Origin of the sequence: Dactylosporangium darangshiense, assembly GCF_039537565.1 — a bacterium.
In the GTDB taxonomy this organism is placed as follows: Bacteria; Actinomycetota; Actinomycetes; order Mycobacteriales; family Micromonosporaceae; genus Dactylosporangium; species Dactylosporangium darangshiense.
This window is the reverse complement of sequence record NZ_BAABAT010000034.1, coordinates 37,748-58,068: the sequence shown is the minus strand read 5'-3', so window position 1 is coordinate 58,068 and position 20,321 is coordinate 37,748. Positions and strand designations below refer to the sequence as shown.

Annotated in this window: 16 protein-coding genes; 7 read left to right on the top strand and 9 right to left on the bottom strand. The window is 74.1% G+C overall.

All coding sequences use genetic code 11. The annotated features are described in order from the left end of the window. Nucleotides 1-12 precede the first annotated feature (12 nt). Nucleotides 13-3,378, top strand: a complete 3,366-nt coding sequence (locus ABD901_RS41250) for an ATP-binding protein (protein ID WP_345136068.1) — start codon at nucleotides 13-15, stop codon at nucleotides 3,376-3,378. Here the strand turns inward: ABD901_RS41250 and ABD901_RS41245 are convergent. Further along, nucleotides 3,320-4,327, bottom strand: a complete 1,008-nt coding sequence (locus ABD901_RS41245; RefSeq protein WP_345136066.1) for a hypothetical protein — start codon at nucleotides 4,325-4,327, stop codon at nucleotides 3,320-3,322. The genes ABD901_RS41250 and ABD901_RS41245 overlap by 59 nt on opposite strands. A 134-nt stretch (nucleotides 4,328-4,461) precedes the next feature. Between ABD901_RS41245 and ABD901_RS41240 the strand changes: the two genes are divergently transcribed. Then, the gene (locus tag ABD901_RS41240) at nucleotides 4,462-6,573 is read left to right on the top strand and encodes an MMPL family transporter (RefSeq protein WP_345136065.1); all 2,112 of its coding nucleotides are present in this window, start codon (nucleotides 4,462-4,464) and stop codon (nucleotides 6,571-6,573) included. Here the strand turns inward: ABD901_RS41240 and ABD901_RS41235 are convergent. The 4 genes from ABD901_RS41235 to ABD901_RS41220 are packed head-to-tail and all read right to left on the bottom strand — an operon-like array spanning nucleotide 6,570 to nucleotide 9,651. Next, complete coding sequence (locus tag ABD901_RS41235) at nucleotides 6,570-7,268, bottom strand: hypothetical protein (protein ID WP_345136063.1); 699 nt, start codon at nucleotides 7,266-7,268, stop codon at nucleotides 6,570-6,572. The genes ABD901_RS41240 and ABD901_RS41235 overlap by 4 nt on opposite strands. Then, nucleotides 7,265-7,828 carry a riboflavin biosynthesis intermediates N-glycosidase gene (gene ybiA, locus ABD901_RS41230; protein ID WP_345136062.1) on the bottom strand — a complete coding sequence of 188 codons (564 nt, stop codon included), beginning with the start codon at nucleotides 7,826-7,828 and terminating at the stop codon, nucleotides 7,265-7,267. The genes ABD901_RS41235 and ybiA overlap by 4 nt, the downstream gene beginning before the upstream one ends. Before the next feature lie 30 nt (nucleotides 7,829-7,858). Further along, on the bottom strand, nucleotides 7,859-8,998 hold the full coding sequence (locus ABD901_RS41225) for a sensor histidine kinase (RefSeq protein WP_345136061.1): 1,140 nt from the start codon (nucleotides 8,996-8,998) through the stop codon (nucleotides 7,859-7,861). Continuing rightward, nucleotides 8,995-9,651: a response regulator transcription factor gene (locus ABD901_RS41220; RefSeq protein ID WP_345136060.1), complete on the bottom strand. Its 657-nt coding sequence runs from the start codon at nucleotides 9,649-9,651 to the stop codon at nucleotides 8,995-8,997. Before ABD901_RS41220 ends, ABD901_RS41225 begins: the two co-directional genes overlap by 4 nt. A gap of 135 nt (nucleotides 9,652-9,786) precedes the next feature. Between ABD901_RS41220 and ABD901_RS41215 the strand changes: the two genes are divergently transcribed. The 4 genes from ABD901_RS41215 to ABD901_RS41200 are packed head-to-tail and all read left to right on the top strand — an operon-like array spanning nucleotide 9,787 to nucleotide 13,307. Continuing rightward, nucleotides 9,787-10,383, top strand: coding sequence for a hypothetical protein (locus ABD901_RS41215; RefSeq protein ID WP_345136059.1), 597 nt, complete (start codon nucleotides 9,787-9,789; stop codon nucleotides 10,381-10,383). Then, a complete protein-coding gene (locus ABD901_RS41210) occupies nucleotides 10,380-11,450 on the top strand; it encodes a peptidoglycan-binding protein (RefSeq protein ID WP_345136058.1) in 1,071 nt (356 codons plus the stop codon). Before ABD901_RS41215 ends, ABD901_RS41210 begins: the two co-directional genes overlap by 4 nt. Further along, entirely contained in the window at nucleotides 11,447-12,145 is a 699-nt protein-coding gene (locus tag ABD901_RS41205) for an ABC transporter ATP-binding protein (RefSeq protein WP_345136057.1), read from the top strand. Before ABD901_RS41210 ends, ABD901_RS41205 begins: the two co-directional genes overlap by 4 nt. After that, the gene (locus ABD901_RS41200; protein ID WP_345136056.1) at nucleotides 12,108-13,307 is read left to right on the top strand and encodes an ABC transporter permease; all 1,200 of its coding nucleotides are present in this window, start codon (nucleotides 12,108-12,110) and stop codon (nucleotides 13,305-13,307) included. The genes ABD901_RS41205 and ABD901_RS41200 overlap by 38 nt, the downstream gene beginning before the upstream one ends. Before the next feature lie 9 nt (nucleotides 13,308-13,316). On the opposite strand, the gene ABD901_RS41195 is transcribed toward ABD901_RS41200, so the two are convergent. From ABD901_RS41195 to hrpB, 3 genes are all read right to left on the bottom strand, one after another. Further along, a complete protein-coding gene (locus ABD901_RS41195; protein WP_345136055.1) occupies nucleotides 13,317-14,534 on the bottom strand; it encodes a glycosyltransferase in 1,218 nt (405 codons plus the stop codon). A 131-nt stretch (nucleotides 14,535-14,665) separates the two neighbouring features. Continuing rightward, on the bottom strand, nucleotides 14,666-15,919 hold the full coding sequence (locus ABD901_RS41190; protein WP_345136054.1) for a DUF1254 domain-containing protein: 1,254 nt from the start codon (nucleotides 15,917-15,919) through the stop codon (nucleotides 14,666-14,668). 76 nt (nucleotides 15,920-15,995) lie between these two features. Then, complete coding sequence (gene hrpB, locus ABD901_RS41185; RefSeq protein ID WP_425556790.1) at nucleotides 15,996-18,308, bottom strand: ATP-dependent helicase HrpB; 2,313 nt, start codon at nucleotides 18,306-18,308, stop codon at nucleotides 15,996-15,998. A gap of 84 nt (nucleotides 18,309-18,392) precedes the next feature. Here hrpB and ABD901_RS41180 point away from each other — a divergent pair, with 84 nt between their 5' ends. Further along, nucleotides 18,393-19,226: an Fpg/Nei family DNA glycosylase gene (locus ABD901_RS41180; protein WP_345136051.1), complete on the top strand. Its 834-nt coding sequence runs from the start codon at nucleotides 18,393-18,395 to the stop codon at nucleotides 19,224-19,226. 180 nt (nucleotides 19,227-19,406) lie between these two features. Here ABD901_RS41180 and ABD901_RS41175 read toward each other — a convergent pair whose 3' ends face one another. Next, nucleotides 19,407-20,237 (bottom strand): hypothetical protein, encoded by an 831-nt coding sequence (locus ABD901_RS41175; RefSeq protein ID WP_345136049.1) that lies wholly within the window; start codon nucleotides 20,235-20,237, stop codon nucleotides 19,407-19,409. Nucleotides 20,238-20,321 lie beyond the last annotated feature (84 nt).

Here is a 20,321-nt window from a genome sequence, read left to right as displayed (position 1 = left end):
CTTGGAGCCCGCTTGCGGCTCGATACGATGGCCCGCGTCATGCTGATGCGGGTGCTCGGCCCCTTCGAGGTCGAAACGGAACGAGGCGGACCGGTCGACATCGGCGGCCCCCGCCAACGCGCCGTGCTCGCACTGCTGCTCTCCGCGCGCGGCGACGTGGTGTCGGTCGACCGCATGATCGACGACCTCTGGCGCGGCGAGGCCCCACCGCGGGCGATCGCGTCCCTGCAGGCGTACGTGTCGAACCTGCGCCGCCTGCTGGAGCCCGACCGCGAGCGCCGCGCCCCCGCGCGCCTGCTGGTCAGCGCCCCGCCCGGTTACGCGATCCGCCTGCCGGCCGACGCCGTGGACGCCTGGCGCTTCGAGCGCCTCCTGTCCGACGCCCGCGCCTCCCTCGCGTCCGACCCGCACCGCGCCCGCCTCCAGCTGCGCGCGGCCCTGCAGCTCTGGCGCGGCGACGCCTACGCCGAGTTCGCCGAGGAGTCCTGGGGCCAACCCGAAGCGGTACGCCTGGAGGAGCTCCGCTTCGCCGCCCGTGAACTCCTCCTGGACGTCTCCCTGCGCGTCGGCGCCGCATCGGAGGCGGTCGCGGAGGCCGAGCTGCTCACTCGCCAGGCCCCGTTGCGCGAGGAGACCTGGCGCCTGCTGGCGCTCGCCTTGTGGAGCACCGGCCGCCAGGCCGACGCCCTGTCGGCCCTGCGCCGGGCGCGTTCACTGCTCGCGGAGGAGCTGGGCCTGGACCCCGGCCGCCCGCTGCTGGAGCTCGAATCGGCGATCCTGGCGGGGCGCGAGGATCTTCTGCCGGGGCACTCGGCCGGCTCGCCCGGCGTGAAACCCGATCTGCCGGGCGCGCCATCGCCGGACATGTCGGATCACGACCTAGCGGAACCGGAAACCTTCGTCGGACGGGGCGAGGAACTCTCCGCGCTGCTCGGGGCCGCTGCGAACAGCCCGCAGGTCGTGGTGCTCACGGGGGAGGCCGGGGTCGGCAAGTCGAGCCTGCTCGGGCGGTTTCGCGAGGAGCTCGGCCGGCAGGGGTGGCTCGTGGCCGTCGGGCGGTGTCCCGAGGTCGAAGGGGCGCCGCCGGCCTGGGCGTGGGTCGAGGCGCTGCGGCAGGTGGCCGAGGAGGTGCCGCCCGGCGAGCTGGCCGGTGCGCTGCGGCCGCTGCTCGACGAGGACGCCGGTGCGCTCGGGCAGGAGAGCGAGGACGCGGCCGCCGGGCGGTTCCGGCTGCATCGGGCCGTTGCCGCCTGGCTGCGCGGTGCCGCGGACGGGCGGCCGGTCGCGATCGTGCTCGACGACCTGCACGCCGCCGACGGTGAGACGTTGATGCTGCTCGCGGCCGTTGCCGAGCTCGTGGCGCGGGGCGGCCCGCGGCTGCTCATCGTCGTGGCGATGCGGCCCGCCGACAACCGGGAGCGGCTCGCCGGGACGATGGCGGCGCTCGCGCGGCGCTCGCCGGTGCGGGTACAGCTGGACGGGCTCGCGGCCGGGGACGTCGCGCGGCTGATCCGCACGTTCGCGCGCGGCGACGTGGACGAGGAGACCGTGGCGGCGCTGACCGAGCGCACCGGCGGGAACCCGTTCTACGTGCGCGAGTCGGCGCAGCTGCTCGCCTCCGAAGGGGCGCTGGTGGCCACGTCCGACGTGCCCGAAGGGGTGCGCGACGTGCTGCGACGGCGACTGTCCCGGCTGCCGCAGGCCGCCGTCGCCGTGCTGCGGCTCGCCGCCGTGGTCGGGCGCGAGGCCGACGTCGAGACGCTGGTCGAGGCGGCCGACGCCGACGAAGGCAGGGTGCTCGACGCGCTGGAGGCGGGGCTCATCGCGGGACTGCTGACCGAGCCGGCGCCCGGGCGGGTGCGGTTCGTGCACGGGCTGGTGCGCGACACGATGTACACGGACCTGTCCCAGCTGCGCCGCACGCGCATGCACGCGCGGGTCGCGGCCAGCACCCGGCGGCTGCGGCCCGACGACTACTCCGCCCTGGCGTTCCACTACGCCCGCGCGGCGTCCTCGGAGACGGCGCCGCTGGCCGTCGACTACGCGGTGCGGGCGGCGGAGCTGGCCGAGCGGCGCTACGCGTACGACGCGGCGGCCGAGGCCCTCGACGGGGCGCTGCCCTCCGCGGCCGCGGTGCCCGGAGACCGCGACGCGCTGCTCGTCGACCTGCTGGGCCGGCTGCTGCGCGCCCAGGCGCGCGCGGGTGCGGTCGCGGCCGCCCGGCGCACCCGCGACCGGGCCGTGGACGTCGCCGTCGCATCCGGGCGGGAGGACCTGCTGGTCGCCGCGTTCGCGTCGTGGACGGTGGCGACGCCGTGGGAGATCCGGGAGTACAGCATCCGCGATGAACGCATCATCGGGCTGCTCGCCGGGGTGCTGCGCCGCGACGACCTCGACCCGGCGGACCGCTGCCGGCTGCTCGACGCACTCATCAAGGAGCTCGGCGGCGACGCCGACCCGGTCGCCGTTGCCGCGGGCATCGAGGCGCTCGAGCTCGCGCGATCCATCGGCGACCCGGAGCTGCTCGCGCTCGGGCTCTCCGCGCGGGGGTGGACCCTCGCCTACGACCGCGCCCCCGACGTCGAGCGGCGCGCGGCGGTCGCGGTCGAGCTGCGGGAGCTGGCCGAGCGGCACGGGCTGGTGGCGTACCTCTGGATGGCCGAGCAGATCGCGGGCAACTGCGCGGCGGCGACCGACCGCCCCGCCGACGTGCGCGCGGCGATTGCCCGGCAGACGGCGCTGGCACGCACGTACCACCTGGCCGAGGCGTTCGCGATCAACCTCGCCGGCCGGGCCGCCCTCGCGCACATCGCGGGCGACTTCGGCGACTCGCAGGCGCTCTACGACGAGTGCCGCGAGCACCTGCGCCGGCAGGGCTCGTTCCACGCCGACTCCTTCCACTTCATGGCCTCCGTGACGCTCGCGATCAGCCAGGGCCGGGCCGGCGAGTTCGCGGAGACCGCGCGGGTCTCGCGGGAGTACCTCGGGCCGGTCAGCGACGACGTCCTCGCGCTCATGCTGGCAGCCTCCGGGCAGCTCGACGCGGCGCGGGCGGTGCCGATCGGGCAGTTCCCCATCCGCCGGGACTATTTCGAGTCCGCCCTCTACACCGTGCGCGCGCTCGCGATCCTCGCGCTCGGCCGCGTGGACCTCGCCCAGCCGGTCATCGACGCGCTCATGCCGGTGCGCGAGCAGCTGGCCGGCTTCTCCAGCACCTCCATCGTGATGCAGCCCGTCGCGCTCACCCTCGGCGAGCTCTTCCGGCTGCAGGAACGGCCCGAAGAGGCAACCGAGCACTTCCAGCTCGCCGCGGACGTGGCTACCCGGTGGAACGCTCCGCACTGGCTGGCGGCGGCGAAGGCGGCGCTGGCCGCCTGAGTGCGCACGCCGCGACCAGCGCGACCGCGAGCGCGGCGAGGGCGGCGTTGCCGTACCAGCGCACGGGGTCACCGGGCTCCATGAGTTGCGTGAGGGCGAAGCCGGCCCAGGCGTACGTCAGCAGCGCCCCGGCGGCCAGCGCCGCGCGGTGCGCGTCGCTCCAGCGCGTCCGCGCGAGCCAGGCCGCTCCGGCGGCCAGCATTGCCATGCCGGTGCCGAAGCCGGCCCAGCTCTCGGGGCGCGCGAAGAACACGGAGGTGGCGGCGAACGCGATCACCGCGGTCAACCAGGCCGGTGGAGGCGGAAGCTGTCGACAAAAGCGACACTTCTCCTGGCAGGCGAAAAGTCCGAAATGTCGGTGCGGCGAAGCCGCCCGACATTTCGCTGCAAACGCCGCCGTGGCGAGCAACAAAGCCGCTATACAGGCGCCGATGCGCTGTGCAGGGGAAGCGATGAAGTGCTCGCTGTCGCGGACCTCGACGTAGACGATGCGGCAGCCGAAGACGTAGAGCAGTGCCGCGGCCGGCCAGCCGAAACGGCCCAGCCAAGGGCCGCGGTCGCCCGACTGGTGCTCGACGAGCGCGATCGGCACGGCGATGCTCCAGATCGCGTGGCCGGCGACGAAGGCGAGGGTGTTGTACGCGCTGATGCCGAGCGCCGGGATCGGGGTGACCGCCTGGAACTCGTGGCCCTCGAAGCCGGGGTTGAACATCGACTGGTCGACCAGGCCGGCCTCGACGACGCCGTAGGCCGCGCCCAGCAGGAAGATCGCGGGCCAGCCGGCGCCGGTGCGGCGGGCGATCTCGCGGATGAGCAGGGCCCCGCCGCCGTACAACGGGGCGAGGAACGGCAGCGCGGGCAGCAACCGCACCGAGAGGTTGCCCAGCAGGTACTCCCCGACGAGCGGGGCGAGCACCAGGAGGCCGGCGACGGCGAGGAGTCTTCGCATACCTCGAGTGCAGCCGCGACCTGGCGCCCCTCCTAGCGCCGAAAGTCGACCGTCGACGCCGCCGTTAGTGGACTCCAAGTCGGCTGAAAGCGGTGCGCGGGAGCGTGCGAGGTACCAAAACTCTGGAGGACGTCATGTCACGTTTGCTGGGTCGCCTCGGCTTCGCGGCCGCCGCGCACCCCTGGCGCACGATCGGCGCGTGGCTGATCGCGCTCGTCGCCTTCACCGCGCTGTCGGCCGGCGTCGGGGGCGCGCCGCACGACGACTACAACATTCCCGGCACGCAGTCGCAGGCCGGCACCGAGTTCCTGCGGGCGAACTTCCCGCAGATGTCCGGCGCGGACGCGCGGGTCGTCGTGCACTCCGGCCGCGCGCTCGACCCGGCGGCGCTGGAGGCGCTGCGCGGGCGCCTGGCCCGGATGCCCGGCGCCGGCGTCGTCGCGCAGCCGCGGCTGTCGGCCGACGGCGACACGGCGCTGATCGGCGTGCAGTATGACATCCCGGTCACCGACTTCCACGGCACCGAGGGCATGGACGCGCTGCGCGCCGCGGCCGAGCCGTTGCAGCGCGAGGGTGTGCAGGTCGAGTTCGGCGGGCAGGTCGCCGAGAACATCTCGGCGCCGAGCGGTACCGCCGAGGCCGCCGGCATCCTCGCCGCGCTGCTCATCCTCGTGTTTGCGCTGGGCTCGGTCGTCGCGGCCGGGCTGCCGCTGGTCGTGGCGATCGCCGGGCTGGGCATCGCGACCGCGGTCGTCGCGCTGCTGGAGAAGGTCACCGACATCAGCGGTACCGCGCCGACGATCGCCACCATGGTCGGGCTCGGCGTCGGCATCGACTACGCGCTGCTGCTCGTCGCGCGGCACGTCGAGGCGCTGCGCTCCGGGCTCTCGCCGCGCGAGGCGGCCGCGCACGCCAACGCCACTGCCGGCGCCTCGGTCGTCGTGGCCGGGCTGACCGTCCTCGTTTCGCTGTTCGGCCTGAAGCTCTCGACGCTGCCGGTGTACTCCTCCTTCGGCTACGCCACCTTCGCCGCCGTCGCCGCCGTCATGGTCGCCGCGCTCACGCTCGTGCCGGCGCTCTGCGGCCTCGCCGGGCATCGGGTCCTGCCGCGCAAGGCGCGCCGCGCCCGCGCCGTCCCGGCAACGGCGCAGGCGCGCCCGAGCCTGACCGCCCGGTGGGCCGCGGGCGTCGGACGGCGCCCGATCCTCGCCGCGCTCGGCTCCCTCGCCGTGCTCGCCGTCCTCGCCGCGCCGATGCTCGGCATGCGCACCTGGCCGCAGGACGCCGGCAGCCAGCCGGCGTCGAACACCACGCGCAAGGCGTACGACCTGGTCTCCGCCGAGTTCGGCCCGGGCGCGAACGGCCCGCTGCTGCTCGCCGTCGACCGGCGCAAGGTGACCGACGTCGACGCGCTCGTGGCGCGGCTGCGCGCCGAGCCCGGCATCGCCGCCGTCGCGCCGCCGGCGGTCAACGGCGACGCCGCGGTCATCGCGGTCGAGCCGAAGACGGGGCCGCAGGACGAGGCGACGACGAAGCTGCTGGAGCACCTGCGCGCCGACGTGCTGCCCGACGGGGTGCTCGTCACCGGCCTCGTCGCGGTGTTCGCCGACATCTCCGACCGGCTCGCCGATCGGCTGTGGATCGTCGTGGCCTTCGTCGCCGGGCTGTCGCTGCTGCTGCTCACCGTGCTGTTCCGCGCCCCGGTGGTGGCGCTCAAGGCGGCGGTGATGAACCTGCTGTCGGTCGCGGCGGCGTACGGCGTGATGACCGCGGTGTTCCAGACCGACGCGGGCGCCCGCGCGGTCGGCCTGCCGCACGCCGTGCCGGTCTCCAGCTGGGTGCCGATCCTGCTCTTCACCGTGCTGTTCGGGCTGTCGATGGACTACGAGGTGTTCCTGCTGTCGCGGGTCCGCGAGGACTGGCTCGCCACCGGCGACGCGCAGGGCAGCGTGGTGCGCGGGCTGTCCGCGACCGGGCGGGTCATCAGCAGCGCGGCAGCCATCATGGTCGCGGTGTTCGTCGGCTTCGCGCTCGACCCGGACGTGACGGTGAAGATGACCGGCGTGGGCATGGCGGCCGCGGTCCTGGTCGACGCGACGGTCGTCCGGCTGGTGCTGGTGCCGGCGACGATGGCCCTGCTGGGCCGCGCGAACTGGTGGCTGCCGCGCTGGCTGGACCGGCTCCTGCCGCGCGTCGAGGTCGAGCGGGCCGCCGAGCCGGCGCCGCATCCGGCGCCGGTCGGCTAACGCAGGCCCAGGGACGCGAGGACGCGGCGAGTGGTCTCGGCGATCGGGTGGAGCACCGCGGTGCGGACCCACCTGGCCGGCGGGACCACCACCGTCCGCCAGACCCACGACACCGGAATGGCCACGAGATAGCGCCAGGCCCACGAAATCGGGATCACCACGAGGTACCGCCACAGCAGCACGACGGAGTGCTTCCAGGCCCAGGCGACGGCCCGGCCGACCGGCGTGACGATCCAGACCCAGACGAACCGGAGCGCGAGGCCGATCGGGCGCAGCAGATAGCGGTACAGCAGCGTCATCACGAACGCGACCGCGCGAGCCATCTCGAGCAGGACCCGGCCCAGCAGCCGCCAGAACGGGCCGAGTGCCTTGACGAACCAGACGAGGCCGTCCCACAGGGCCTGGAACACCGGGAACAGCAGGTGCACGGCGACCCAGGCCAGCGGCCGCCACAGTACGTACACCGCGAGGAAGCGCAGCGGAACCCAGATCAGGTAGTAGAGCACCGGGAACAGCACGTACTCGGCGAAGGGCTTGAGCACGTACTTGCCGATGAACCGCCCCACGTAGGCCAGCGCGTCCCAGGCGAGGCGGAACGGCACCACGAAGATGACCGCGAGCACCCGGATCGGCCAGGCGATCCACCCCGGCAGCGGCTCGATCTCGTTCCGCGTGCCGCGCTGCGTGGCGCTCACGAGCGGCCGGCCAGGCGGTGGCGGGCGTGCATGAGGGCGAAGCCGAGCAGGTTCTGGCCGCGCCAGCGGACGGGTTCGTCGGCGGACGCGTCGTTGGCGGCCAGGCCGATGCCCCAGATCCGGTCCATCGGGCTCGCCTCGACGAGCACTCGGTCGCCGGTGCCGAGCAGGAACGCGCGCAGGTCATCGTGCGCGTCGAACTTCGCGACGTTGCCGGCGACCACGATGTCGAACCGCTCGCGGACCCAGGTCGCCTCGTCGAAGCGGGCGATCTGGCGGCCGAGCGTCTTCGCCTCGTTGGGATGCGTCACCTCGAGCACCCGCGCGGCGACGGACTCGTCGCCGAAGAGCATCGCCTTGCGCCACATCATGTAGTGCTCGGCGGAGGCGAACCCGACACCGTCGACCTCGAAGGCGGCCGGCCACCACTGGCTCAGGCAGCTCGGGCCGACCGAACCGTCGGCCCTCGGGTGGTGGCCCCAGAAGTACAGGAACTTGACGCGGGCCCCGGAGTCGATCAGGCGGAGCAGGTCGGCGGTGGACGACGGCGGTGCGGACATCCCATGAGTCTGCCGCACGCCCGCCAGCGGTTATGTCGGGAATTCGCCCCCGGCGGCGGCGGTGGGCAGGATCACCGTCACGGTCAGCCCGCCGCCGTCGCGAGGGTCGGCGAACACGCGGCCGCCGTGGGCTGCGGCGACCGCGCGCACGATCGACAGGCCCAGCCCCGCGCCGGGCGCAACGGGACGTTCCGGTCCGAGCCGGCGGAAGGGCTCGAAAAGATTCGGGATCTCGTACCGCGGCACGACCGGCCCCGTGTTGCTCACGCTCACGAAGACGCCGTCGGGGCGCGTGCCGCTCTCCACGCGCACCCAGCCCCCGCTCGGCACGTTGTACCGCACCCCGTTCTCCACGAGGTTGTGCACGAGCCGCTCGAGCAGCACCGCGTTGCCCGTCGTCGGCGCCTCCTCGGGCATCGCCGCGACCTTCACGTTCTCCGACGGCACCTGCGAGGCCACGTGTACCACCACGTCGGCGAGGTCCACGTAGGAGCCGTCGACGACCGCGTTCTCGGAGCGCGCGAGCAGCAGCAGCCCGTCGATGAGCCGCTCGTGCCGCGCGTTGACGGCCAGCAGCGTCCGGCCGAGCTGGCGCAGCTCCGGCGAGGCCTCCGGCGTCTCGGTGGTGACCTCCAGCAGCGTGCGGTTGACCGTCAGCGGGGTGCGCAGCTCGTGCGAAGCGTTGGCGATGAACCGGCGCTGCACGTCGAACGACTTGTCGAGCCGGGCGATCATCAGGTCGAAGGTGTCGGCCAGCTCCTTCACCTCGTCGTACGGCCCGTCCAGCGCGATGCGCTCGTGCAGGCCGCGGTCGGGCGCGCCGGAGATGCGCCGGGCGGTCTCGGTGACCAGGTGCAGCGGCTGCAGCAGCCGCCCGGCGATGAGCCAGCTGAACGCGAGGCCGACGACGACCACGACCGCCAGCGCGATCCCGCCCTGGGTGAGCACCGTGTCCAGCGCGTTGTTCTTCACCTCGCCCTCGAACTGCGTGTAGGTCATCGCCACGCCCGGCGGCGGCTGCTCCGCGGACCGCTGCGCGCCGATGAACAGCTTGTCGCCCAGCCGCTGGTACACCAACAGGTACGTGATACCGATCAACAGCAGGCCGCCGGCCAGGAGCATTCCGCCGTAGACCAGGGTCAGGCGGGTGCGAATGGTCATCCTGTTCATGCGATTCGGTACCCCACTCCCGGTTCCGTCAGCACCACCGCCGGGTCGCCGAGCTTGCGACGCAGCTTCAGGATCGTCATGCGCACGGTGTGCGTGAACGGGTCGGCGTGCTCGTCCCATGCCTTCTCCAGCAGCTGTTCGGCGGAGACCGCGGCGCCCTCGGCGCGCAGCAGCTCGGCGAGGACGGCGAACTCCTTGCGCGACAGCGGGACGTAGCGCCCGTCGCGGTACACCTCCCGGCGGTGCGGGTCCAGGCGGATCCCGGCCCGTTCCAGCACCGGCGGCGCCGCCGGGCGGGCCCGCCGCCCGAGCGCCGCCACGCGCGCCGCCAGCTCGCGGAACGCGAACGGCTTGGGCAGGTAGTCATCGGCGCCGAGCGCGAGGCCGGCGACCCGGTCGTCGATGTCGGCGGCCGCGGTCAGCATGAGCACCCGGGCCGCGGACTCGCGCCGGGTGAGCTCGCGGCAGACGTCGTCGCCGTGCACGACCGGCAGGTCGCGGTCGAGGACCACCACGTCGTAGTCGTTGACGTCGAGCCGCTCGAGCGCGGCGCCGCCGTCGTGGACGACGTCGACGGCGTGCGCGTCGCGGCGCAGCCCCTGCGCGACCGTCTCGGCCAGGAGCTGCTCGTCCTCGACCACCAGAATCCGCATGACCCCATCGTCCCGCGCCGCGGTGTCACTTCGCCGTCAACATTTGCGGTTACGGCCGGGTGACGCGACCCCGGATTGACTGCTTTCGAGAGCGGGCCGGCGTGGGCCGGCCGCCGCGATCGGATGGAGGAGATCATGCGATTCCGGACAGGGCTCGCCGCGGCCCTGCTGTTGGTGCTGCCCCTCGCCGGCTGCGCGCGTGGCGGGGACGGCAACGACGGGGTGGCGACGGCCAGCACGGCCAAGCCCAACGCGAGCGCGAGCGCGAGCAACGCGCCGCGCAACCCGAAGGACGACCAGGAGGCGTTCCTCAAGTACGCCCAGTGCATGCGCGACCACGGCATCCCCATGGACGACCCGAACATGGAGGGCGGCGGGATCAGCATGACCATCCCGGAGGGCACCGACAGGACGAAGGTCGACGCGGCCAACGAGGCGTGCAAGCAGTACATGCCCAACGGCGGCCAGCCGCAGAAGCTCGACCCGGCCGAGCAGGAGAAGCTGCGCAAGTTCGCGCAGTGCATGCGCGAGCACGGGATCGACAACTTCCCCGACCCGCAGGAGGACGGCGGCATGATGATCGACGGCGACAAGCTCGGCATCGATCCGCAGAGCCAGCAGTTCAAGGACGCCGAGAATGCGTGCGACCAGTACCGGCCGAAGCCCCCCGGCGGCGGCGACGGCGGCCCGCAGACCCAGCAGCACACCGAGAAGGGGGGCGACTCGGCATGAGCAACCGCAGGAGGCGCGGGCGGGCCGGCCGGGTCGTGTTCGGCGTGGCGGCGGTGGCCGCGGTCGGCGCGGCGGCGGCCGCCGGGTTCGGGCTGCCGGACAAGGGCGGCAACGCCGACGGCGCCCACTCGACGCTGCCGCCGAAGACGGCCAAGGTCGCCAGGCAGACGCTGGTCGACACCCAGAACGAATCGGGCACGCTCGGGCACGGCGACACCCGCACCCTCAACGGGCGGGGCAACGGCACGCTGACCGAGGTGCCCGCGGTCGGCGCGACCGTCCAGCGTGGACAGGCGATCTACCGGGTCGACAACACGCCGGTGGTACTGCTGTACGGGACCCTGCCGTCGTACCGCAACCTCGCCGTCGGCGACGAGGGGCCCGACGTCAAGCAGCTCGAGCAGAACCTGGCGGCGCTGGGGTACACCGGCTTCACGGTGGACGAGAAGTACTCGGCGTCGACGGCGACCGCCGTCAAGAAGTGGCAGGGCGACCTGGGGCTGACCAAGACCGGGTCGGTGGAGGCGGGCCGGGTCGTCTACGCGCTCGGCGCCGTGCGCGTCAACGAGCACAAGGCCGAGGTGGGCGACCAGGCCGGGTCGGCGATCCTGGCGTACACCAACACCGCACCCGTCGTCTCCGTCGACCTCGAGGTGGCCCAGCAGCGGCTGGCGAAGACGGGCAGCGCCGTCACGGTCAAGCTGCCCGACGGCAAGAGCGTGCCGGCCAAGATCACGACGGTGCAGACGGTCATCCAGCCGGCGCAGGGCAACAGCCCGGCGGAGACGAAGTACCGTGCGACGATCACGCCGGACGACCCCAAGGCGTTCGACGGGCTCGACCAGATGACCGTCACCGTCGGGTTCACGGCGGGCAAGAAGGAGAACGTCCTCTCGGTACCGGTGCAGGCTCTCCTTGCGCTCGCGGAGGGCGGCTACGGCGTGCAGGTCGTGGAGAACGGCGCCACCAAGATCGTGGCGGTGCAGCTCGGCCTGTTCGCCGCCGGCAAGGTGGAGGTCTCCGGCGACGGCATCGCCGAGGGCACCGTCGTGGGGATGCCCGGATGAGCGCGGTCGTGGAGCTCGAGTCCGTGCGCAAGGAGTACCCGGGCGGCGTCGTCGCCGTCCGCGACGTCAGCCTGACGGTCGAGGCGGGGGAGTTCGTCGCGATCGTCGGCCCGTCCGGCTCCGGCAAGAGCACGATGCTGCACCTCATCGGCACGCTGGACCGACCGTCGTCGGGCACGGTGCGCATCGACGGGCACGAGGTGGCCGGCCTGCGCGACCGGCAGCTGTCGGCGCTGCGCGCCCGGCTCATCGGCTTCGTCTTCCAGCAGTTCCACCTGGCGCCCGGCCAGGCCGCGCTGGACAACGTCGCCGACGGGCTGCTCTACGCGGGCCCCTCCCGCGCGGAGCGGCGCCGCCGGGCCGAGGACGCGCTCGTGCGGGTCGGGCTGGGCGACCGGCTCGACCACATGCCGCACGAGCTGTCCGGCGGCGAGAAGCAGCGGGTGGCGATCGCCCGGGCGGTCGTCGGCGAGCCGGCCATCCTGCTCGCCGACGAGCCGACCGGCAACCTGGACTCCGCGTCCGGCGCCGGCGTGATGCAGCTGCTCAGCGAGCTCAACCACGCCGGCACCACGATCCTCGTCATCACGCACGACCAACAGATCGCGGCGAGCCTGCCGCGCCAGGTGAGCATGCGCGACGGGGAGGTGGTCTCGGATGACGGCGCTGCAGCCTACGCGGCTGTTCCTCAGTGACGTGGTGCGGGTCGGCGGTGCCGGCCTGCGCACGCGGCCCATGCGGGCGTTCCTGTCGGCGCTGGGCATCGCGATCGGCATCGCCGCGATGACCGCCGTCGTCGGGATCTCCTCGTCGAGCCGGGCCGAGCTCGACCGGCAGCTGGCCGCGCTCGGCACGAACATGCTCACCGTCGCGCCCGGCAACGACATCTTCGGCGGCAACGCCGCCCTGCCGGACGAGTCGGTCGAGATGATCAGCCGGATCGGCCCGGTCACCCAGGTCGCGGCGGTCGGGCGCGTCACCGACGTGCACGTGTACCGCTCCGACCAGATCCCGGTGGGGCAGACCAACGCGATCACCCTTCGCGCCGCGCAGCTCGGCCTGCTCGGCACCGTCGGGGGCAAGGTCGCCGACGGCGTCTGGCTCAACGGGGCGACCGGCCGTTACCCCGCGGTCGTCCTCGGCGCCGCCGCGGCCCGGCGGCTGGGCATCGCGGGCGTCAATGACGGCGTCCAGGTGTACATCCACCAGCGCTGGTTCACCGTGATCGGCATCCTCGACGAGGTGCCCCTCGCGCCCGAGCTGGACTCCTCGGCGCTCATCGGCTGGGATGCGGCCAAGGACTACGTGGGCTTCGACGGGCACCCGACGACGGTGTACACCCGATCGAAGGACGCCTCGGTCGAAGCGGTCCAGTCCGTGCTCGCCGCGACCGCCAACCCGCAGGCGCCCAACGAGGTGAAGGTCTCGCGCCCCTCCGACGCGCTCGCCGCGCGCCAGGCGACCGACAAGACCTTCACCGGCCTGCTGCTCGGCCTGGGCGCCGTGGCGCTGCTCGTCGGCGGCGTCGGCGTGGCCAACACGATGGTCATCTCGGTGCTCGAGCGCCGCGCCGAGATCGGCCTGCGCCGCGCCCTGGGCGCCACCCGGAGCCAGATCCTGCTGCAGTTCCTCTCCGAGTCGCTGCTGCTGTCGGCCCTTGGCGGCGTGGGCGGCGTCATGACGGGCATCGCGGTGACCGCCCTCTACGCCACCACGCGCGACTGGCCGGCGGTCGTCCCCGCGTGGGCGACGGCCGGCGGTGTCGCCGCGACGCTCGTCATCGGCGCGATCGCCGGCCTCTACCCGGCCGTGCGGGCGGCCCGCCTCGCGCCGACGGAGGCGCTGGCCGCACCGTGAGTTGCCGCTCTACTGGGCTCGCACCGTCGTCGTTTCGGCGGTGCGAGCCCGCGCGAAGTCGTACGCGGCGAGCAGGTGCCCCAGGTAGTGCTGGGACGAGTACGAGTCCGCGGCCGCGCGCCCCGCCTCGGCCACCTCGCGGTGCAGCTGCGGGTCCGTGAGCACCCGCCCCAGCGCGGCCGCGAAGGAGTCGGCGTCCGGCGCCGAGCTCAACCGCATGGACTTCTGGTTGGGCCGCTCGGCGAGGGCGGCGTCGGCCAGCACCACCGGCAGCCCCGCCGCCTCCGCCTCGATCATCACCAGCCCTTGCGTGTCGGTCGTCGAGGCGAACGCGAGGACGTCGGCCATGCCGTAGTACGCCGCCATCCGGCTATGCGGCACCGGCCGGATCAGCCGCAGCGCGTGCGCGACCCCGTTCTGCCGAGCGATCCGGATGACGTTGAAGCGGTTCTGCTTCACGCCCACCATGACCAGCCGCGCCGTGGGCAGCCGGCGCAGCAGCCGCGCGAATGCGCTCAGCAGCAGCCCAGGGTCCTTCTCCTTGGTGGCCCGCCCGACCGCCAGCACCACCGGCGCGCTCTGCGGAATCCGCAGTGATCGCCGCAGCTCGGCGCGCCCGACCGGGCAGTCGGCGAGCTGGATGGAGGTCGGCACCGTCCATACCGGCGGCAGCCGCTCGAACTCGGCCAGCCCCGCCGCCGTCTTGGCCGACGGCGCGATGACCACCGCGGTGCGGTCCATGAACTCCTGCCCGAGCCGCACCAGCTGCGCCCGCCGCTCGTTGCCGGAGCGCGCCAGCCGCAGGTAGTCGCGCATCGTCCACCCCAGCTCCAGCCGCTGCGCCGCGTGCGCCGCCCCGAGCTGGATCTCCATGAAGTGCGCCGAGTACGCCAGCAGATCGGTGTGCCAGGTCATCACCACCGGCACTTCGTGCGCCCGCGCGTACCGCAGCCCACCGATCCCGACGGGCCCCGGCGTGTGCACGTGCACGATGTGCGGCACCGGCCGCATCCCGGAGAAATGCGGCAGCCCGACCCGGATGTTGCGCAGCGGCACCGGCACCGACCGCACCCCACAGGGCTCGGCGCGCCCACGCAGCAGCGGCGCCGGCTGGTACACCTGCACGTCGTGCCCAGCGGCCCGCAACAACCCCACCGTAGCCGCCACCGAGGTCGCGACGCCGTCGGAGCGCCCCGGATGACTGTCACAGAAGTGCGCGATTCTCACGCCGCACATGGTGCGATACGGCCCCCGACTCACACGAGAATGCGCATGCGTTGTACGCCAGGATTTCACTTGCCGGCTGTCGTCGTTGTGGGCGCTTCGCGCGGCTCCTGCGCTCCGTCGCAGGGTGTTTCCTACGTGGGGGTCAGGGCGGGGAGCTGGTAGTCGCCGCGGAGGTACTGGTCGGTCGGGGAGTAGATGCGCAGGACCGGGTGGAACTCGCCCTCGGGTGTCGGGAGCCAGTTCGGGGCGTTCGTCTCGTTGTGTTGCAGGTGGATCGTGATCGAGCCGTCCTCGTTCGGGCGGAGATCGCCCGGGCCGAGAGACGCGTGCGATGACGTTGGGAAAAGGCGCGATGTTGCGGTGTCGTAGACGGAGAGGGACCAGCCGGCGGTTGAGGGTGGGGGTGGGTTCAGGTGCAGCGTGTAGGCGCGGGCGCCGGTCAGGCGCTCGCCGTTGCTGTCCTTGTGGACGGTGGGGGAGACCGCCTCGTACGCGTGGTTGCCCCACAGGCTCGTCCGCGCCGCCACCGCGCGGCGGCGGTGGGCGGTGTCGCGGTCGGGGACCGTCCACTGTGGGGCGTCGACCGTGCCGACCTCGAAGTAGTCCAGGTTGTAGTCGAAGGCGTGCAGGTCGTTCGTCCAGCCGTTGACCAGGGCCGCGTGGTCGGTCGTCGCGGCCTCCTCCAAGTCCTCGCGGCCGCGCTCCAGGCCCTCGCGGATGGCGTTGCGCTGGTCGCGGGGCATGGTCGCGTAGGGCGAGTTGCCGCCGTCGAACAGGCCCAGCGGCTCGAAACGGCGCTGGTAACGCCGCTCCGCCGGGGAGGGCGGGAACGCGGACAGGCTGCGGCGCAGCGTCTCCAGGAAGACCAGCTCGTCGGGGATGCCCGCCTGCGGGTGCGGGAGGCCGTCGAGTGGGATCTGGGGGTACATCCGCTCGATCGCCAACGCGTCCTGCAACGCGTGGACGCCCGGGCCGGCGCCGAAACGGGCTATGAGCGTCGCGATCATCGTGGGCACGCGGATGACCTCGGCGGCGGGGGCCTCGCGGCCGGCCCAGCCGGGCGGTACGAGCAGGAACTCGCGCTCCTCGTCGCGGGTGGTGCGGCTGCCGACGTACGCGAAGTTGTCCGTCCACGCGTCGATGAACTGGACCACGTGGTAGCGACCGCCGGTGTCCGGCACGCGCAGCCACAGCGGGCCGCCGGACAGGTCGAGCTGGGCGGTGGAGTACAGCATGTCGGGGTTGGCGTTGGGGGTGTCGGGCACGCTCCGCTGGTGCGTGAACGCGTTGAAGACGGTCGCGGTGTTGACGGCTTGCAGGTCCTGCAGCAGGGGATAGCCGTAGCCGTACGCCTCGGCGGCCAGCGTTGGCAGGTCGTCTCTCATACGCAGCCTCCCTCGTCCTGCCTCCAGCGTCCGGGCCCGGTCGGTGCCGAGCGGGTGAGGTCGAGGATGACCGTGGTCAACGGCGGGGATTGGCCCGCCGGGTCGGGGCCGCCGTGGCCGGGTTCTCGGGCCACGGGTGGCGCGGGTAGCGGCCGCGCAGCTCCGCGCGTACCTGCGGATAGCCGGTGCGCCAGAAGGAGGGGAGATCGCGCGTGACCGCCACCGGGCGCCCGGCGGGGGAGAGCAGGTGCAGCAGGACCGGCCGGCCGCCCACCTCGGGTGTTCGTTCGAGCCCGAACATCTCCTGCACCTTGACCGCGAGCACCGGGCCCTCGGGGTCGGCGTAGTCCAGCCGGACCGCGGAGCCGCTCGGCACGGCGAGCCGCTCGGGCGCGAGCCGGTCGAGGTCCTTCGCCGCCGGCCACGGCAGCCGGGCCTGCAGCGCGGTGTGCACGTCGGAACCGTCCAGCATGGACTCGATGAGCGGCTCGTCGCTCACGTCGGGCCACGGCGCGCCGATCGCGCGGTGCAGGAACGCCATCCGGTACCGCAGCGGCGTCCACGGCACGCCCTCGCGCCGCAGCCGCTCCCGGCGCGCGGCCGCGGCGAGCTCCGCCGGCGCGGCGGCGACCTGGCGCTCGGAGAGCACGATGGCGCCGAGGCGCTCGACCCGGCGTACGCCCGAAGCCGAAGCCTCGTCGACAGTGGACAGCAGCGCGGCACCGGCTTCGCGCGCGATGTCCTCGTCGATCGCGGCGGCCAGCCGGATGCGCGCGTTGACCCGCCCGGCCGGGCGGTCCGCGGCGGCGATCGCGAGCCACGGGTGGCCCTGCAGCGGGGAGCCGGCCGCCAGCTCGGCCTCGGTGCCGCCGGCCATCAGGTAGGCGTCGCGCCGCCGCCGGGCGATGCGCTCCGGGTACGCCAGCCCGGCGATGATGCCGGCCGCGCGGTCGGCGCTCGTCTCGCGCTCGACCGGATTTTCGATCATCCGGTACAGCAGAGCCGCCTCCGGGCGCCACCGGTCCGTCGCCCGGCGCACCGCCGCGACGTCGTCGGAGGGGTAGGAGTCCTCGGCGAGCACGGCCACCACCTCGGCGGCGTTGCGCGCGCCCACGATCGGCGCGCCGTCCAGCAGCGCCCGGGCCAGGCGCGGGTGCGCGCCCACGCGCGCGATGCGCCGCCCGCGCTCGGTCGCCCGCCCGTCGCCGTCGACCGCGCCGAGGGCCCGCAGCGTCTGGCTCGCCACGCTCATCGCGGCCTCCGGCGGGGCGTCCGGCAGCGCCAGCCCGCGCCCGCCCGGGCTGCCCCAGCAGGCGAGCGCCAGCGCGAACCCGGTCAGCTCCGCGGTGCGCACCTCGGGCTCGGGCTGCGCCGGCAGGCGCTCGTCGTCGGCCGGGGACCAGCACTTGTACACCACGCCGGCGCCCTCCCGCGCCGCGCGCCCGGCCCGTTGCGCCGCCCCGGCCCGCGACACCCGCACGGTCGCCAGCGATCCCAGCCCGCGGGAGAGATCGGTGCGCGGCACCCGGGCGAGCCCCGAGTCCACCACGACCCGCACGCCCGGCACCGTCAGGCTGCTCTCGGCCACGGCGGTGGCGAGGATCGCCCGGCGCTCGCCCCGCGAGGTGAGCGCCTCGTCCTGGATCGCCGCCGGGAGCCGTCCGTGCAGGGGCACGGTGGGGATTTCGGGGATTCTCCGGCGTACACCTTCGATCTCTGCGACTCCGGGCAGGAACACGAGCACGTCGTGCCCCGTCTCCCGCCACGCGGCGCGCACGGTCTGCGCGACGTGGTCCAGGAACGCGGGCTCGGCGCCGATCGGCGCCCGGCGCGGCGGCGCCCAGCGCACCTCGAGCGGGTGCAGCGGGCTCTCGGCCTCCACCAGCGTCGCGCCCAGGATGCGCCCGAAGCGCTCGACGTCGGCGGTCGCGGACGCGGCGAGCAGCCCGAGGTCGGGCCGCAGCGCCTCGCGCGCCTCGACGAGGAACGCGGTGGCGAGGTCGGTGTCCAGGTGCCGCTCGTGGCACTCGTCGATCATGACCGCGCCGACGCCGGGCAGGTCGGGGTCGGACAGCAGCCGCTGGACCAGCAGCCCGGTGGTGACCACCTCGACCCGCGTCTCGCGGCCGACGCGCCGATCGCCGCATACCGAATAGCCGACGCTCTGCCCCACCCGCTCCCCCCGCAGCTGGGCCATGCGCCGCGCGGCCGCCCGCGCCGCGATCCGCCGCGGCTCGGCCACCAGGATCCGCCCCGCCACCGCGTCGGCGAGCGCGAGCGGCACGAGCGTCGTCTTGCCCGTGCCCGGCGGCGCGACGAGCACCCCCGCCCCGCCCCGCACGGCCGCGACGACGTCCCCGAGCACGGCGGCGACGGGCAGTTCCTCCACGCCGCCATCCTCGCAGGCAAGGGCGGCTGGCATCCTGACCGGGTCATACTGCGCTGATCCGTCTCCTCATGCTTTTGGAGTCCCATGCCCGAGCTGCCCGAGGTCGAGTCCGCGCGCCTGGTCCTGGAGCGCCACGCGCTCGGCCGCACCATCGCCGACGTCGACGATTCGGACACGTACGTCTGCCGCCCGCACCTCCCCGGCGAGATGCGTGCCGCGCTGGTGGGCCGCCGCCTGACCGAGGCGAACCGCCGCGGCAAGAGCATGTGGTGCGAGACCTCCGGCCTGCACGACGCCGAGGCCGGCCCGACCCTCGGCATCCACCTGGGCATGTCCGGCAAGATCGTGTTCGTCGACCGCGGCGGCGAGGAGATCGACGGCGGCGACTACTGGCAGCGCGGCCGGGCCCGCGGCGACCACCGCTTCACCCGCTTCGCCCTGCGCTTCACCGACGGCACCGCGGTCATGCTCGTCGACCCGCGCCGCCTCGGCCGCGTCCGCCTCGACCCGCCGGTCGAGCGCCTGGGCCCGGACGCCCTGGACATCACCCTGCCCCAGTTCCGCGCCGCAATGGCCCGCGGCTCCGCCCCCGTGAAGGCCCGCCTGCTGGACCAGGAGGCGCTCGCGGGCGTCGGCAACCTCCTGGCCGACGAGGCACTCTGGCGCGCCAAGCTCAACCCGAACCGCCCGGTCGACGAGCTCACCCGCGCCGAGGTCGACCGCCTGCGCCGGTCGTTGCGCGCCGCGCTGGACCAGGCCGTGGCCGGCGGCGGCGTACACACCCTGTCGGTCATCCCGGCCCGCCACGCCGACGGCTCCTGCCCGAGGTGCGGCGCCCGGATGGTCCGCGGCACGGTCGGCGGCCGCACGACATGGTGGTGCTCTCGCGAGCAGCCCGGCGCGGCGCTGCCGGCCTGACGGCGTTCGCACGCGCGCGCCGCGGTGTGGCAGCGGTGCTCGGCCGTCCGCTCTCCGTCCTCCGCCGCCTGCCTTCCGTCCTTGGCCGCCCGCTGTCCGTCCTTGGCCGTCTGCTTTCAGTCCTCGGCCGCCCTTGGCCGTCCGCTGTAGATGCGCGGCAGTGCGCTGTGGCCGGGTTTGTCAGGCCGCCGCCGTCCCGCTCGCCTCGCCGGCGATCGCGTCAACGACCAGCCGCGCGAACGTGGCCCCCGCCCCGTCCGGCGCGCCGGGCGCCAGCCACCGCAAGGTCCGCAGCGCCGCCCGCGCCGGCCGATCGCCCGGCTCGACGGCGTCGACGAGCAGCAGGCACCGCTCCCCGGCCGGGATCGTCTCCCCGTCGAGCAGCACCGCCTGCGTCGTCACCCGCAACCACCCGACCGTCCGCCCCGGCGGCACGTGCGCCGCATCCCACGCCGCGGCGATCAGCGCCGCCACCAGCCCCGCGACCTCGTCGAGCGAGACCCGCTCGCGCCCCAGCCCCCGCCAGAACAACAGCTCGTCGAGCACCGTGTCGGTCCGCCCCGGCTCGCCGGCCGAACCCGCCCGCCGCCGCACCACACCCGCGACCGCCTCTCGTAGCAGAGCCAGCGGTGCCGCTGCACGGGCAACGTCATCGGCGCACCCTCGCTGCACGTCCCGGGACTGCTCCACAACGGCGCGCAACATCGCCGCCGGCACCCCGACCACCCCGGCCACCAGTTCGTCGACCCGCCGGGGCCCGGCGACCCGCCGCCCCCACTGCAGCCGGGCCTGCGCCACCGTGCTCGGCCACACCATCCGCAGCAGCGCCCGGGCCCGCTCGTCCACCGGCGGCGCGCCCGAGGCGTGCCCATCGACCAGCGTCGTCACGTCGGCGAACGTCGCCGGGTCGCAGCACGCCTGCCCGACGGCCGCGTCGCCGCGGATGACCCGCAGCCCGAACGGCGTCCGCTTGAGGTTGGCAACCGGGTCGAACAGCAGATTCGAACGCATGTACGAACTTTATCACCACCGATCGGCGCCCGTTGCCCCCAACGGCCGCCCCTCGGCGGCGTCCAGCCCGTCGGGGCAGCGCAA